The organism is Rhodococcus sp. GB-02, from assembly GCF_053470465.1.
Genome location: NZ_JBPUKE010000002.1, coordinates 724,079 through 740,011 on the forward strand (window position 1 = coordinate 724,079; position 15,933 = coordinate 740,011).

Annotated in this window: 11 protein-coding genes, 3 tRNA genes, 1 pseudogene and 1 riboswitch; of the genes and pseudogenes, 4 read left to right on the forward strand and 11 right to left on the reverse strand. The window is 62.0% G+C overall.

Translation table 11 applies throughout. The features are described from left to right. Positions 1-9: 9 nt before the first annotated feature. Entirely contained in the window at positions 10-2,037 is a 2,028-nt protein-coding gene (locus ACSW29_RS16500) for a CocE/NonD family hydrolase (protein ID WP_448277743.1), read from the reverse strand. Positions 2,038-2,129: 92 nt separating this feature from the next. On the opposite strand from ACSW29_RS16500, the gene ACSW29_RS16505 reads away from it, so the two are divergent. From ACSW29_RS16505 to ACSW29_RS16515, 3 genes are all read left to right on the forward strand, one after another. After that, positions 2,130-3,101: a pseudouridine synthase gene (locus ACSW29_RS16505; protein WP_448277744.1), complete on the forward strand. Its 972-nt coding sequence runs from the start codon at positions 2,130-2,132 to the stop codon at positions 3,099-3,101. 75 nt (positions 3,102-3,176) lie between these two features. Beyond that, positions 3,177-4,712: a CYTH and CHAD domain-containing protein gene (locus tag ACSW29_RS16510; protein WP_448277745.1), complete on the forward strand. Its 1,536-nt coding sequence runs from the start codon at positions 3,177-3,179 to the stop codon at positions 4,710-4,712. 49 nt (positions 4,713-4,761) lie between these two features. Then, on the forward strand, positions 4,762-5,652 hold the full coding sequence (locus ACSW29_RS16515) for a universal stress protein (RefSeq protein ID WP_230814637.1): 891 nt from the start codon (positions 4,762-4,764) through the stop codon (positions 5,650-5,652). Between the two features lie 52 nt (positions 5,653-5,704). Here ACSW29_RS16515 and ACSW29_RS16520 read toward each other — a convergent pair whose 3' ends face one another. Beyond that, on the reverse strand, positions 5,705-6,445 hold the full coding sequence (locus ACSW29_RS16520; RefSeq protein ID WP_317828635.1) for a VIT1/CCC1 transporter family protein: 741 nt from the start codon (positions 6,443-6,445) through the stop codon (positions 5,705-5,707). Positions 6,446-6,576: 131 nt separating this feature from the next. Between ACSW29_RS16520 and ACSW29_RS16525 the strand changes: the two genes are divergently transcribed. Further along, positions 6,577-7,335: an SDR family NAD(P)-dependent oxidoreductase gene (locus tag ACSW29_RS16525; RefSeq protein WP_448277746.1), complete on the forward strand. Its 759-nt coding sequence runs from the start codon at positions 6,577-6,579 to the stop codon at positions 7,333-7,335. A 3-nt stretch (positions 7,336-7,338) separates the two neighbouring features. Here the strand turns inward: ACSW29_RS16525 and ACSW29_RS16530 are convergent, their stop codons facing one another. From ACSW29_RS16530 to ACSW29_RS16570, 9 genes and pseudogenes are all read right to left on the reverse strand, one after another. Then, the gene (locus ACSW29_RS16530) at positions 7,339-7,971 is read right to left on the reverse strand and encodes a TetR family transcriptional regulator (protein ID WP_019745059.1); all 633 of its coding nucleotides are present in this window, start codon (positions 7,969-7,971) and stop codon (positions 7,339-7,341) included. 114 nt (positions 7,972-8,085) lie between these two features. Next, positions 8,086-9,462: a putative lipid II flippase FtsW gene (gene ftsW, locus ACSW29_RS16535; protein WP_230814752.1), complete on the reverse strand. Its 1,377-nt coding sequence runs from the start codon at positions 9,460-9,462 to the stop codon at positions 8,086-8,088. 224 nt (positions 9,463-9,686) lie between these two features. Beyond that, positions 9,687-10,681 (reverse strand): annotated as a pseudogene (locus tag ACSW29_RS16540) (MFS transporter). 117 nt (positions 10,682-10,798) lie between these two features. Beyond that, on the reverse strand, positions 10,799-12,193 hold the full coding sequence (locus ACSW29_RS16545) for an NtaA/DmoA family FMN-dependent monooxygenase (protein WP_448277747.1): 1,395 nt from the start codon (positions 12,191-12,193) through the stop codon (positions 10,799-10,801). Positions 12,194-12,222: 29 nt separating this feature from the next. Beyond that, on the reverse strand, positions 12,223-13,302 hold the full coding sequence (locus ACSW29_RS16550) for an LLM class flavin-dependent oxidoreductase (protein WP_448277748.1): 1,080 nt from the start codon (positions 13,300-13,302) through the stop codon (positions 12,223-12,225). A 4-nt stretch (positions 13,303-13,306) separates the two neighbouring features. Continuing rightward, a riboswitch (SAM riboswitch) is annotated at positions 13,307-13,402 on the reverse strand. Positions 13,403-13,585: 183 nt separating this feature from the next. After that, the gene (locus tag ACSW29_RS16555) at positions 13,586-15,214 is read right to left on the reverse strand and encodes an ABC transporter substrate-binding protein (protein ID WP_448277749.1); all 1,629 of its coding nucleotides are present in this window, start codon (positions 15,212-15,214) and stop codon (positions 13,586-13,588) included. 242 nt (positions 15,215-15,456) lie between these two features. Continuing rightward, positions 15,457-15,533 (reverse strand) — tRNA-Phe (locus ACSW29_RS16560). A gap of 70 nt (positions 15,534-15,603) precedes the next feature. Next, positions 15,604-15,677, reverse strand: a tRNA-Asp gene (locus ACSW29_RS16565). Positions 15,678-15,812: 135 nt separating this feature from the next. After that, positions 15,813-15,885: transfer RNA gene (locus tag ACSW29_RS16570), tRNA-Glu, on the reverse strand. Between the last annotated feature and the right edge of the window lie 48 nt (positions 15,886-15,933).

A 15,933-nucleotide genomic window follows, 5' to 3' on the forward strand; every position in this document is an offset into this window, starting at 1 on the left:
TAGTCCGGGTCAGCGACCCCCGACGAAGGGGACGTTGACGAAACTCGGCCGGTCTGCAGCCAACTCGATGTGCTGCGGCTTTAGTTGACTGTCGGCGAGCATCGGCCCGAGGGCCAGGTAACGCGGCACGCTGGCAGCGTAGACGTCGACGCGGAGTCGGTGCCCCGTTTGCAGCACTGCGTCCGTCGGGAGCATGTTGATGTCGACGGTGGTGACCTCTCCGGGAACGACCGGCTGACGCGTGTCGATCGTCAGATAGTGGTGCGGTTCACTGTAGTCACCGTTGGCCGAGCGGGTGCTTTTGGAATCGTCGACCGCCCGGAGCGACGCAGTCAGAGCGCCGTTCGTGATCGGCGTCGAGGTTCCGTCCGGTGCTACGTCGTTGACCGTCGCTGCCCAGAATCCGTCCGTCGCGTCCAGGACTGTCTCGAGATGGACGTTGATCGGGCCCGAGAGTGTGGTCGGCTCGGTCACGGCCTCACCGGTGAACGTCAGACCCTCCGCTTCCTGGAATCGGGAATCCTTGGAACACGACGCACCGAGCACCACGGAAATACCGGCAGTGCCCTGAGTTCCGTCACCGGAGCAGAAGCCTCGCAGTCCGGGTGCAACTGTCAATCGCGCTGCGGCACTGGCCGGGTCGTCGGTCAGGGAACCGTCGTACGCCGCGTGGGCGGCAGTACCGCTGGGCGCTGAGTTCAGATACATACGTTCGTAGCTCACACCCGCTCGCGGGAACTGGTCGTCCGTGATCCATCCGCCACCTTGCTGGAACATCGTCACTGGACCGTATCGATCGATTCCGTTGTCGATGCCCTTGAGCCACTTGTCGAACCACGCACGTTCGAGCACGTCGAGGCGCGGCGGCGCACCGTCCTTGCCGAACCCACCACCGGGAGTGACGTGATAGCCGTTCCCCATGATCAACTGCTTCTGTCCGAGCGGCAGATCTATTCCGTTGTAGATCCGCGGCTCACTGTTGGCGAAGATGTCGTGCCAACCGCCGTAGACCATCGTCGGAACAGTGATGTTACCGACGTCTGCGGATCGGTCCTGATAGAACTGACCGTCCTGCGCGACTTGCAGAGTCGACGGTGACACGTCCTCGATTCTCTGAGCCGTCATCGCTTGCACCAGTTCGGGAATCAGCGTTCCCGGATCCTCGAGGCGGCTCGCCAACCACAGGGGATCGAAGTTTCCTTGCAGGATGTCTTGAACGTTCGGGACGAGTTTGAGCCCGTTGACCGCAGTCAACCACAACGGCATGAACCCGACGCCGAGGCCGCCACCGGTTCCGACGATGTCGCGCAGCAGATCGTTGCCCGGTTCGACCGGGAAGATCGCCTTCAGTGCAGGTGGATTGTTGCTCGCCGCCTGCACCGAGTTGATCGCGGAGTACGAGATGCCCGCCATCCCTACTTTCCCGTCGGACCACCCTTGCTTGCTCATCCAGTCGATGACCTCGACCGAATCCTGTTGCTCGCGCTTGCCGAGCACGTCCCAATTACCCTGGGAGAAGCCGGTTCCACGTGCGTCGACCACAACCTGTGTATATCCGTTCTGGACCAGATCACGGTTGACGCCGAGGACCCTGGCACCCCCGCCTGCGATGACGCCCGTCAACTCCGACACTCCGTCGAACGGCGCAGCGAGGTCGAGCGAGTTCGCCACGTCCATCAACGTCTCACCGACCTGCGGGATCGACAGAGCTGAATCCACCAGAGTGTCCAGCAGTTTCGTGTACGGCGTGATGTTGAGGACCGAAGGCGTCTTCGATTCCACGGCCCGCCCCGATGCATCCGCCGGTCGGTACACATTCGCTTGCAGAACGGTTCCGTCACTCATCGTGATGGGCACGTCCCATTCGATGGAGACCCCCGGATACTGCGGCGTCGCCTCCGTTGCCGCGAGCCAGGACTGCCCGTCCGACCCTCCCGTCGGATCCGCAGAAGCGACGGCGCTCGGCACCGTCAATCCCACGACGCACAGCCCCACCGCAATCGTTGTCGACCTTCGACGTAGAAGTCGTGTCTTCACGAAAACCCCAATTTTCTGTTGTGATGACCCAGCCCTGCCCCCACGACAGTGACCGGTGTCACTAACTTACCGGATAGTAACTTCCGCCCCATATGCCGTCAATAGGTCTGAATGCCGACCGGGCGGCTAGCTTTGAAGATGTGTCACGATCACCCCTTCCCGTCCGCGACGGCCTGAACCCCAGTCGCATCCGTCAGCCCGACGACGGCATGTGGGCGACGACGCTCGACTACCTGCTCGAACGGTTTCCTCAGGATGCCGTCCGCCTGCGGGAGAAAGTCGCTGCCAGGGAAGTCGTCGACGAGAAAGGCGTCGGAATCACCGAGACGAGCGCTTTCGCTCCCCGGCGGTTCGTCTACCTCTACCGCGACCCTCCCGTCGAGCCGCGGGTGCCATTCGAGATCGACATCCTCTATCGGGACGAGAACATCCTTGTCGTGGACAAGCCGCACTTTCTCGCGAGCACCCCGCGCGGGCGATACATCGCCGAATCGGCGTTGGTCCGCTTGCGTCGGGACCTCGATCTGCCGGAGCTGAGTCCAGCTCATCGCCTCGATCGCGTCACAGCGGGACTGCTGCTGTTCACCGTGCATCAGGCGGCCCGGCGCGGCTACCAGACCATGTTCGCCGAGCGCAGCGTCGCCAAGGAGTACGAAGCCATCGCGCGTTACGACGCTCAGGTGAGCACCCCCGTAGTCGTGCGCAGTCGCATCGTGAAAGAACGAGGGGTACTCAAGGCCGAGGAGATCGAGGGCGAGCCCAACAGCGAGTCGCGGATCGAACTGATCGAGACGCGGGACGGATTCGCGCGGTACCGGTTGATCCCCCACACCGGCAAGACCCATCAACTTCGCCTGCACATGAGCGCTGTCGGGCTCCCGATTCACGGCGACAACTTCTATCCCGACTTCTACGACGTTGCCGCAGAAGATTATTCGAATCCGCTACGCCTGCTGTCGAAGGTTCTCGAGTTCGAGGATCCGATGACCGGCCGGCTGCGACGGTTCGAAAGTCGGCGAACCCTGTCCTGGCCGGACGAATCAGGCGGTGGCGACTCGCCGTAGGGACCCCGGACCCTTCCACTGCGCCGCCGATACCGGGAGGATGGAAGCGCAGACCGCACCGCAAGAGGAGACCAGATGAGCAAGACCGCTGACGTACCCGAAGCCGTACGGGAGATCGAGCGCAAGTACGAGGCGCCGGCCGAGCAGGAAGTCCCCGCCTTGGGTGGACTTCCCGGTGTTGTCGGTGAGCCGGTTCACGACTCGATACAGCTCTCTGCCACCTACTTCGACACCGCCGACTACCGGTTGCTCGCCGAGAAGATCACGCTGCGCAAACGCGAGGGCGGCGATGATGCGGGGTGGCACATGAAACTTCCCGCAGGCCAGGACACTCGAACCGAGATCCAGCTTCCGCCGGACGAGAGCACCGATGTCCCCTCGCCGCTGTCGAGTCTGATCCGGGCGATCATTCGCGGTCACGACCTGGTTCCGGTCGCCCTGATCATCACCGACCGGGAGCGCACCAGGCTCAACGGCGAAAATGGTGTTCTGCTCGCCGAAGTGGTCTCCGACACCGTCATCGCCTGCAAGGCAGACGGTTCCGGTGAGTCGACGTGGCAGGAAGTCGAGGTCGAACAAGGCGCAGGCGGACAAGATCTGGCCGACGCAATCGAGACGGTTCTACTGGACGCCGGGCTGGAGCGTTCTGCAAGTCCGTCCAAACTCAAACGAGCACTGGGCACTTCGGTGACCCCGTACGCCGGTCACGAGATCACCACAGGCAAGGCGTCGAATCCGCGGATTCTGTTGCGCAATTACCTCATCGAACAACTGCGCGCACTGGTCGCAGCGGATCTGGGGACGCGCCGCGCCGACGACGAAGCCGTTCACGATTTCCGGGTCGCAGCACGTCGCATCCGAAGCGCTCTCCAGTCGTACGCCGGCCACTCCCCCAAGACCGACGATCTCATCACGGATCTGCGATGGATCGGCGGAAAGTTCGGCGACGCCCGCGACGTCGAGGTCCAGTGGGAGCGTCTTGTGGAACGCCTCGGCGAAATCGACGAGATGCCCGAACGAGAAGCTGTGCGAGCTCGAATCGACGAGTACTTCTCGGCACGCGGTGAAACCGCACAGGAAACAGCCCTCGAAGCGCTCGATTCCGAGCGATACACCACGCTGCTCGATCGTCTCGACGAGTACGTCGGCGACCTCGAGTTCGACACCGTCGCGCACCGCGTGGGAAAGAAGGCGTCGGCACGAGAATTGGCTCATACCCTGCGCCACCTGGCACACAAGGTGGGTAAGCGAGTCGATCACGTCTTCGACGCCGATACCCGCACCGATCGTGACGAGCGAATGCACCGCGCCCGCAAGGGAGCCAAGCGGATGAAGTACGCGATCGAGGTCATGGAACCCGTGTCGAAGAGTCGAGCCAAACGCGCCTTGAAGCACTTCAGCCACTTCCAGGACGTTCTCGGCGAGCATCAGGATTCCGTTGTCGCCCAACATCATCTACTCGAAATTGCTGCGGAGCAGGAACACACTTCATTGACCAGCTTCGGGTTGGGTATGGCCTATCGGCGGGAATTGGAAATCGCCGACGGGCAATCAACCCTGCTACGCAAGACGTGGAAGGAAGCCGTGAAGTCAGCATCGTCACTCTGGTGACTTCGCTGTAACCAGTCGACCGATCTCGATCATTTCAGAGGGAGTAGACATGAACACACTTGCAGGACACCAGGATGTCGTCGCCGGTATCGACGGATCCGAGGCCTCGACGGCGGCGGCCCGGTGGGCGGCTTCGGTCGCGAACGCGGTGAACTCACGACTGATTCTGGCGCACGCCCTGCCACAGGAGGGCCCGATCTACAGTCCCGCTGCAGTGATGTTGCAGTCGCAGTTCCTCAGCCAAATCCGCGAAGACGGCGAGGCGATCGTCGAGGCTGCCGCCGCGGTGATTTCGGCTGAATTCCCGGAACTGACCATCGAATCCGAGATCGCTCCGGGGCCGGCGTCGACGCACATCCTCGAATCCTCGAGTACCGCACGCCTGATCGTGATGGGTTCGACCGGATCAGGCGCATTGCGATCGAGGCTGCTCGGATCGACCGCACTGAAGGTGGCAAATCACGCCACCTGTCCGGTCACCGTCTGGCGTGGTTCGGCGCAGAATCCCGGTCCGGATCAGCGTCCCGTGATCGTCGGAGTCGACGGAAGTGCGTTGAGCAAGAAGGCCGTCGAGTACGCGTTTCGTTATGCCGATCAGTTCGACGCGCCGCTCATTGCGGTCCACACCTGGCAGGGTTCGTCTACCTTCCGCGAAGGCGGAGCGGGAATCCTGATCGACTGGGAGGCCGTCGAGCAGGAAGAATCGGCGCTACTGGCAGAGAATCTCGCGGGCATGGCCGATCAATACCCGGACGTGCCCGTCACCCGCATCAGTGAACCCGGTGCCGCTGCCCCGGTCATGCTCAAATACGCCGACGACGCGCAGTTGATAGTTGTCGGAAGCCATGGCCGCAGTGCGATGGCCGGCGCCGTCATGGGCTCGACCAGCCAGAATCTCCTGCACCATGCGCCAGGGCCGGTCATGATCTGTCGCGCCTGATCTCCGCCGTTCGCGGTTGAGGAGTCCAGGGGGTCCTCAACCGCGCACGGGGTCAGCCGAGGCCCGTGCCCACCAGCTGACCTACTCCGTACGTCACAGCCATCGCGAGCGCGCCGCCGATCACCACGCGCAGCACCGCTCTGGTCTTGCGCGCTCCGCCGAGCGTCGCGCTGATCGTTCCGGTCAATGCGAGTGCGATCAGCACCGCGAAAAATGCGATGGGTACGCGGATGCCCGTCGGCGGCAACAGAATTGCGACCAACGGGATCGCCGCGCCGATCGTGAACGAGATTGCCGACGAAATCGCTGCATGCCACGGATTGGTGAGATCGTCTGGATCGATACCCAATTCGACTTCTACGTGCGCCGCGAAGGCATCGTGCTCGGTCAATTCCTCGGCGACGCGGCGGGCCGTCTCCGGACTCAATCCCTTGTTCTCGTAGATCTCCGTCAGTTCCTGAAGTTCAGCCTCCGGGGTCTCGAGAAGTTCCTTCTTCTCCTTCTGCAGGAGTGCGCGTTCGGTATCCCGCTGAGCGCTGACCGAGACGTACTCGCCCAACGCCATCGATACAGCGCCGGCAACCAGACCTGCAAAGCCGGCCGTGAAGATCGCGGAGCGCTCGGTTGTCGCTGCCGCAACACCGACCACGAGGCCGGCGGTCGAGACGATTCCGTCGTTTGCGCCCAGAACACCGGCACGCAGCCAGTTCAGGCGATTGTTCAAACTCGGTGCGTGAGGTTCCGATTCTCCACCGGGCGCCCCGTCGGTCAACTGCACACTGTCTCCGGACATGGACCCAGATTAGGGCGATCAGTCCGGTTGCGATAGCAATCTGAGCCTGTCCTTCGCGTACTGATATATTCCGACTAGTACACCAACCAAGCATTTGTTAGGTTGAAGATCGGCAGACACTTGGAGGCATTGTGAGCGCAGCACGCACCGCTTTTGTCAGCGGCGGAACGGGCGGAATCGGGTCGGCGATCGCCTTGACTCTCGCCGAACGCGGACACGACGTCGCCTTCACGTACCGAAACAACAAGGACGCCGCCGAGCAACTGAGCGAGCAGATTCGAACCCATGGCGTGCGCTCCCACTCGTACTCTCTCGACTTGACCGACGAGTTGTCGATCAGCGCCGCCGTCAACGATGCGGTCCGTGATCTGGGCGCATTGACGACGCTGGTCCACGCTGCTGGACCGCACGTCCCGATGACCCACCTCTCACGCGTGACACCCGCGTTCTTCACCGAACAACTGAACCAGGAAGCAGCGGCGTTCTTCACACTCGTCCACACTGCCCTGCCTGCGCTGCGTGCATCCTCGGGTTCGGTGGTAGCGGTGACAACCGCGGCAACGGATCGCTTTCCCGTGCGCGACGGACTCTCCGCAGGCACCAAAGGGGCTGTCGAACAACTTGTTCGCGGATTCGCCGCAGAGGAAGGACGCTACGGCGTCCGGTTCAACGCTGTAGGACCAGGCATGTTGACGGACGGAATGGCGGAGCGACTGATCAGCTCTGCCGAACTCGACCAGAGCGCACTCGACGTGACAATGAGCCGAATCCCGTTGAAGCGCTTCGGATCAGCTGCCGACATTGCCGAAGCAGTATGTTTCCTCGCAAGCGATGCCGCCGGATTCATCAGCGGCCAGAAGCTCAACGTCGACGGCGGCTACACCGTGTGAGTGCTATCCACCCAACTTGCGAAAGACCAGTCGCACGGCAAGTTCGAGGTGCGCCATCACCTCGTCCGTCGTCATTCGGCCGGCAACCCACGAGACGAGACTCGACATCCAGACGTCGTCGATCACCTTCACCGCGTCCATCTGCTGTTGCGAGACTTCCTCGACGCCGATCGCCTTCGCGAACATCTCGGTCACGACCCCACCGAGTGCGTTGAGTTCCGGAGTCGCCGACGCGTCCGCGAACATGTACGCCCGAACCAACGCTTCGTAACGGAGGTGATCGGTCTCGAGGACCTCCGTATTCTTGCGCAGCACAAACAGAATCCGGTCCGACGGAGTCTCGCCCGGGATTACAAAGTCTTGGAATCTGTCACGCAAACCCTCGAACATCCACAACAATGCGACGACAAGCATGTGGTTCTTGGACGGGAAATACCGGTAAACAGTGCCGATCGCGACGCCGGCGCGATCGGCCACCGATCGCATCTGCACCGCGTCGTAGCCGCCCTCGGAGGCGGATTCCATTGCGGCGTCGACAATCCGGCGAAAACGCGCTCGCTGCGACGGCGTCGTTCGACGCCCGGTCACCGAGCTACGTTCGACCACCGACTGGTCTGCCTTGTCGCCACCTGCCATGTCCACAACCCTTATTAGACGTCTTTTTGCCGATCCCCAATGTAGTCGCCCACCGCAATTGGCGGGTGCATGACTGCCCACTTCCAAGTTGCCGGGCAGCGGGACTGACCGAGATCAGGACGCGCGCCGCGGCCGATCGGATCGGCCGCGTCTACGTGGATCTTCCGACCAGTCGCGAGAGGGTGCGCGTCGGCCCGGAGCTTGAGTCCGGCGCCTGTCGGGTTGCGGTGCCCGTCGCTCCGGTCGGCGTTGACCAGTAGGGGCAGTCTGGGCGCGGCGAGCAGGCGGCCTACGTCGATCAGTCTGCGGTTTCTTGGCAATGCCGAACCGAGGCTTGCCGAAGACCAGCGGAATCCAGCCACGACCGCTGCTCTCGGCCGAGGCGACTGCCTCGGGCTCACGGAAGGCTGCGTGCGCGATGAGCCCGAACATCAGCAAAGTGGTGATCATCGACGTTCCGCCCGCCGAGATGAGCGGTAGTTGCAGACCGGTCACCGGAATCAGGCCGACCACGTAGGCGATGTTGATGAACGCCTGTACGACGATCAACGTCGTTGCCGTCGCCGTCATGACCTTGAGGAACGGATCAGTGGACCGTTTCGCGATCCGCAACCCGACGATCAGAACCGCGGCGAAGAGAGCAACGACGATCAGCGCGCCGACCAGACCCAGTTCTTCACCGATCACGGCAAAAATGAAGTCGTTGTGTGCCTGCGGGAGGTAGCTCCATTTGGCGTCGGACTGACCAAGACCGCGACCGAAAATGCCGCCGTTGGCCAATGCGTACTTGGCCTGAGTGCTCTGGAAGTTCAACCCCTGCGGGTCGAGGTCTGGATTCAGGAATGCCTTGATGCGATCCGATCGGTAACCAGCAGTAAGCCCGAGCACGAGAAACGCGACGGCAGAACCGAGTGTGAGGCTGATGAACGTCTTCATCCGGAACAGTCCGAACCACAGCACCGACATGAAGATGATGCCGATCGTGATGGTGGTTCCGAGGTCCTTCTCCAACACCACCAGGACCAGAACGAGCAGCGTCGTACCGCCGATCACCGGCAGCGCACGGTTGACATCCATCCGCGCGTTCATGAACGACGCAACTGTCGCCGCGGACCAGATCGCCAAAGCAAGTTTGGCCAGCTCCGACGGCTGAAAGGAAATGCCCGCGATCACGAACCAGCTGCGAGCACCCATCTGTTCCGAGCCGATACCTGGAATCAGGACCAGGACAAGCAGAACAAGACACAGGATCAGCAGCCATGGTGAGGCTCTACGCATCGTTTCGGTCGGCAACCGCACGACTGCCACGAACATGACCAAACCGATCGCTGCGAACATGCACTGCGGCCAGAAGCGGGCGTAGGACGTCCCGGACAGAACATAGGACTCGACGCCTGAAGACGACAGCACCATCAGCAGTCCGAACGCGACGATCAGGACGACCAGACCGACGATCATATGGAAATCGAACAGTGGCCGATTCGTCCACAACGCCGTTCGAGCGCGGAAGGGTGTCGATGTGCGGTCACGTTTGTCCGACGATCCACGGGGTGAGTTAACTGGCTCTCCACTCCCGCGACCGTTGGGCTTGTCTTCACTGCGACCGGTCACCACACAAGTATCGTCCCACGACTCCTAACCCATGGGTAACACAAGTCCCACGAGTCACACGGGCTCGGCCTCCCGGGGGCACTGTTGACCCACGAAATACCAGGTCACGCCCTGCACCGACGGCTGTCTGCCACCGCTCCCGCCAACGACAGCGTCAACATGACGACGCAGACAGCCAGCGCGAACCGAACGCACGTCCGTATCCCTCGGTCGACGACCCGAGCACACCGAGATACAACCCCGATACCGCGGCCAGAGAGATGGTCGCCGACAAGCGCTGCGACAGTTGAAGGAAACCCGCTGCAACTCCGTTCGCACCCGCCGGGGCATATTCGAGAGTCAGCACCCGATTGGGCGCGTCGACGAAACCGCTGGCAACTCCCGACAACACCGCCAGGACTACCAGCACCGGGATCAGATATTCCCGAGGAATCAGATTGACCGCCACGATGTAGCCGAGGATGACAAGGATCTCGCCGACTATCGCGAAAACGACCGCACTTCGGCCGAACCTGGCAACCAGCCGCCATCCGAACGCCGACGTCATTGCCATGGCGAGTGAGCTACCGGTCATGATCAACGCCGCACTCAGCGGGGCGAAGCCCAAACCTTCGATCAGATAGAGGCTGAGCACCGCGTTGACGGCGAGGATGGATCCGAACCAGAAGAGTGCAACGGTTGTACCCAGTCGGAACCACCGGTTCGGGTCACGATGGGCCACAACAGGAGCCCGGTCGTAGCCGCCAGCAGACACAATCCCACCGGATCGATCGACGCGCCCGATCGGGTGGTTCGATCACGGCGCAGAAAGCGAAACGCCAGAATCAGTGTGATCAGAGCGAACGGCACGTTGAGAACGAGAAGCAACCGCCATCCGAAGTCGGCGTCGGCATATTTCAGCAGTACGCCACCGAGGATCGGTCCGGAAACGCCGGCCAGACCACCCGCGGTGCTGTACGCGCCCGGCGACGTCACCGAGTCGGCCCGCCGGCACCAGTGCCAAGCCGAAAGTCAGCGAATAGCACGCAAGAATCCACTGCACCTCGGAGGTCGACGCGCCCAGCGACGCGCGGATCGACGCAACCCCGATTCCGAGCACCGCCGAATCGAGAAGAGTGGTGAAGCCCGCGGCTACGCAGACGATGATCTCCCAGCGGACGGCCGACTCGAGCTCGGTGGATTCGGCCGCCGCTGTGACCGTGTGGGACAGGACCCGTTACCCCGCAGCTTCAGACGCGGCCCGACGCGTGAGCGGCGGTCGCAACCCCAAGTGCTCTCGCAGCGTCGATGTGGAGTACTCGGTGCGGTACGCCCCACGCTCCTGCAGCTCCGGGATCAACCAGTCGACGATTTCGTCGAGCCCGGTCGGCACCAGGTACGGCGAGATGTTGAAGCCGTCCGAAGCTCCGTTGCGCACCCAATGGACCAACTGATCGGCGACCTGCCCCGGAGTGCCCGCAAAACCCGAGCGCTGCGAGGTCTCGATGGCGACCTGACGTAGGGACAGATTCTTTGCCTCGGCCAGAGCCCGCCATTCACGCGCAATCGCAATGGGGTCGTTGCCGTCTCGCGCGGAACCGCGCGTCTCTGAAACCGGGCGGGCAACCGGATCTTCCTCTGGAAGTGGACCGTCCGGGTCTCGGTCGGAAAGATCCTTCCCCCAAACCAATCCGACGAGGGACAGTGCAGTTTGGCCGGTGAACTGACCTTCAAGGACCCACCGTGCCTTCTCCTCGACTTCGGACTCGCTCTCCGCCAACACGATCTGCGTGCTGGGCAAGATCTTGACGTCGTCCTCCGGCCGCCCGACTCTACGCAAACGAGCCCGAATGTCGTCGGCGAAGTCGAGTGCGCCGTCGAAATGCGTCCCGTGCCGCGAGAAGATGACGTCGGCGTGCGTCGCCGCGAAATCGCGTCCAGACGGCGAATCGCCGGCTTGAAAGATGACCGGATGTCCCTGTCGACTGCGGGGAAGCGTCGGCGTCACGGAGATATCGAACTGCGAAGTCTGACGTCGTACGTCGCTCACGGCTCCCGGAGTCGACCAGTTCTCGGACGTGCGAGAGTCCGAGATCGCGTCGTCGGCCCACGAATCCCACAGTGCCCGTGTAGTTTCGATGAACTGTCCGGCACGCTCGTAACGCAGGGCGTGGTCGAGGAAACCACCGCGACGGAAATTCTCTCCCGTCCAAGCGTTGTCGGTGGTCACCGCGTTCCAGCCGGCCCGTCCGTCGGAAAGTAGATCGAGGCCGGAGAGTCGACGGGCGAGGTCGGCCGGTTCGTTGTACGTGGTGTTCTGTGTCGCGACCAAACCGATCTTGTCGGTGATACCGGCGAGGGCGGCCAACTGTGCAATGGCGTCGGGGCGGCCGGCGATATCCAGATCGAGAATCTTGCCGTTCTGCTCGCGAAGGCGAAGGCCCTCACCGAGGAAGAAGGCGTCGAACAGACCTCGCTCGGCGGTGAGTACCAAGCGCCGAAACGTCTCGAAGTCGATCTGAGATCCGCTCGAGGAATCGGACCAGATGGTGGTGTGGTTGACCCCTTGGAAGAAGACGCCGAAGTGAACGTGAGCGTCGGGTCGAGGTACGGCGGAGCGTGATGCAGTCATAGCCGAAATGTCCTTAGCGCGAAGTCAAGTCAGGAGGAGTGGACGAATCGATTTGCGGGCCGCTGCAGGCCGAGGTTGCCCCTCAGAGTCGATCCCGGAACCGGGCGTCGCGTCAACCCGGACTTCGACAGCGCCGGAAGCACGAATTTGGCCAGCACCGGAAGGTCCTCGTCGATCACGAGAGGGTGGAAATGAACACCGTCGAGGTGTCCGGCCAATTCCTTCAGAACCACGGCCGCTTCCCCCGGATCTGCAGCCAGGAGCAGTCGGCCAGTGACGACGGCATTCCCGTACGAGTTCAGCTCGATCAACCGCTGCGCCGCAGACAGATTCAGCGTATCGAAAGCCACATCGACCTCGGCGACCACCAATGACGCGCCCTCATCGCGCGCCTTGGCGGCCGACTGTGCAATGGTTTCCACCGAATCACCGGACACGAGAACAACATCCGACTGGCGTGGATCGATTTCGCCGTATCGACCGAATACCACCAACTGGCCTTGAGGCGGCCGCGGAACGATTGCGGGCCCCTTCACCGAGAACGTGTCGCCCTCGAAATTGACGTAATGCAGACGATCACGCTCGAGGAAACGCCCACTGAGATAGTCACGGACGACAGCGTCGTCCTCCCATGAATCCCAGAGATCGGTCACAACGGTGACCGAATCCCGCTGCTCTTGCTGACGCGCCGACTCCGTTGTCACCGGAGCCCTCCCCCACGCCCTCGACGCGGCATCGTCTTCGACCGGAACAGCAAGCCAGCCGCCACGCCCACGCGAGGAGTAGTCCAACGTCGCCAATTGCGAAGAGGTGTGGAACGGTTCGGCGTAGGTGGTCCCGACGACGGGGACCAGTCCGATCGTGCTGGTAGTCGCCGCCACGTATGACGCCCTGGAGACGGCATCGATGCGGCCGACAACGTCACCACTCGGAGGGAGGATGGAATCGTCGAACGTCACGAAGGTGAAGCCAGCATTCTCGGCAGCCGCAACGCGATCACGCACGGCGTTACCCGTGAGCAACTGATCCGGGCGGCGTGAGCTTCGGCGCCAGGCAGCGGGGTGAGTGCCCTCGCCGTCCAGTTCGATACCCACGGCAAATACAGTCATGTGTCCTCCATCGGTCCTGGCGGTAGCACCCACACTGCGGTTAGGTAGCGGGTTGCTGCGGCATCATCGAGCCAGGTCTCTCAGCCACTCTGGATGGTGGGTGCAATCTATGCGGGCCACGCGGGGCAAGTCAAATCATGCTTGTCGAATCACATTGACCTACAACATATTTCAATACAATCACCCTGATCGAAAGGGTTGCGCAAACACTAGCCGACATCGAAACCAAAGAACCCCGCCCGACTGTCGTCGGACGGGGCTCGTCTGGAGGGCAGCAGTTGATCTACTTCGCGCCCAGCCAAGCCTGGTCGAACAGCATGATTCCCGTGGCTGTGGGAACGACGCCGTGGACGTTCTTCTGCCAAGCCCAGAACGACGTCAGCCCGCCGATAGGCGCCGACGGAACCGTCTCGTTCCACAGCGTCTGAATCTTGCCGATGATCGCCAGAGTCGACGAATTATCCTTGGCTTGTTGTAGATCTGCGATCAGCTGATCCATCGCCGGGTTCGCGTATCCAGCAGTATTCGCCATCGAGGTGCTGTTGGTCGTGGAGAACAATCCGAGATCGAGAATCGATTCGTACATTCCGATGCCCGCGTGCGCGAGGTCGAAATCGTGCTTGACGTAGACGTTCTGCACGATGTCGCCGGCGTTGTTGGCCAAGATCAAGTTCACCTCGAACCCGACGGCCTGCAACAGTGACTGCACGGCGAGGCCGATCGCTTGGTCCTTCGGCTCACTGAGAACGACGTAGTCGAGAGTGCCGTCGTATCCGTCTGCCTTCGCCTGATTCAGAAGCTCCTTGGCCTTTTCGGGGTCGTAGGCAATACCCGGCGTGTCTACATGCCATTGCGACGTCGGACCGAACAACTCCGAGCCCGGCAGTCCCTCACCGTTTTCCACGCGCTGATCGATCAACGCTGGGTCGAGCGCATAGCCGATAGCTTGGCGGACACGAACATCCGAGCCCGGCCGGCCTTCACGGTTGTTGACAATCTCGGCACTACCGGCGTTGAGCACGTCGATGTAGCCGGGGTAACCAGTGGACTTGGCGGAATTGATCGCCGAAGTAAGGCCACGAATATAGGCGACATCGAGCTGACCACTGTTCAATGATTCGAGATTGGCCTGTGGACCGTTGAGTGCAACCATCCGCAATTTGTCCAGCTTGGGAGCACCGCCGTAGTAGGACTGGTTGGCCTTGAAGATTCGCTCGACGCTCGGCGTGAAGAGATCTTCGGTGAAGGGTCCGGCGCCCACGGCGGTGAACTTGTCGCCTTGCTGCGAACTCGGGGCGACGATCATCCCGTGCCCGAGAGCGAGCATCGACGGAAAGCGCATCCACGGCGTCTTCAGCGTGAAGTCGACCGTCGTGGAACCGCTTGCCTGCGCCGATTCCACCGAAGCCAGCCACAACTCGGCGCCATTGCCCTTGCCCGCGTTGTACCGATCGATGCTCGCGATCACGGCGTCGGCGTCGAGCGCGGAGCCGTCGCTGAACTTAACACCGTCGCGAAGTTTCAACGTCCAGGTGGCTCCGTCGTCAGAGGTTTCGAGCGATTCGGCAAGCTTGGGCTTGAATTCGCCACCAGCAGTGTCGTAGCTCATCAAAACGTCGTAAACAGCTGCGAATGCTTCTCCGCCGGAACCGCCGCGCGCGGCAGTCTTGGTCGGGTCGAGAGAGGGAACGAGCACCTGCACGCCGTACGTCATGGTCCCGCCGGCGACCGCATTCCCCGGATCGGGCTGCTCGTTGACCATGCCGGTCACGATGTGTCCCGACGCGGTCGTCGTGTCAGTACCGCTGTCGTCATTGCTGCTCGAGCAGCCCACCAACAGGGCACCGGCACCGATCAGCGCCACTGCGACACGGCTGACGTTCCCGATAGGCCAAGATCTCGAGTGCGACACGGAGATTCCACCTCACTTCCAGTAGACGCGGCCAGGGATCGGCCGCAACCGGCTAATAGTGAGGTTCTTGACGGAGTGACACGCAGCACGTTCCCGGTGACCGGAATCATTCACGGAGACAAAGAATGCGTACAACTCAGATGATCGAGCCGAGCGGTTTACGGCGACTGACATCCGAACACGAAAAAGCTCCAACCTCATGTTCAAAGAACATCGAAGTTGGAGCTTGTCGATAAGAATTATGGTGGCCAGGGCCGGGATCGAACCGGCGACCTTCCGCTTTTCAGGCGGACGCTCGTACCAACTGAGCTACCTGGCCGGACGGCACCCGAACCGAATGCCTATCGCATTGCGTTGTTCTCAATCAAGTGACTGAGAACAACGCTTTGCGACCCTGACGGGACTCGAACCCGCGACCTCCGCCGTGACAGGGCGGCGCGCTAACCAACTGCGCCACAGGGCCTTGCTTTTTCCTTGCTGTGAAACCGTACTACATCTTCGAGCCGCTCCCAAACCACTGTCCTGGCCTGGCATTTGTGCATCTCAAAGCGTGTCGTGCGGGTCAAACCATACTGCATCGTTTCGCTTTCGCAAAACGTACCCCCTACGGGATTCGAACCCGCGCTACCGCCTTGAAAGGGCGGCGTCCTAGGCCGCTAGACGAAGGGGGCCCGCCGGATCTCTCCGAACTAGTACCCCAACGGCGTTCCGTTGGGAGC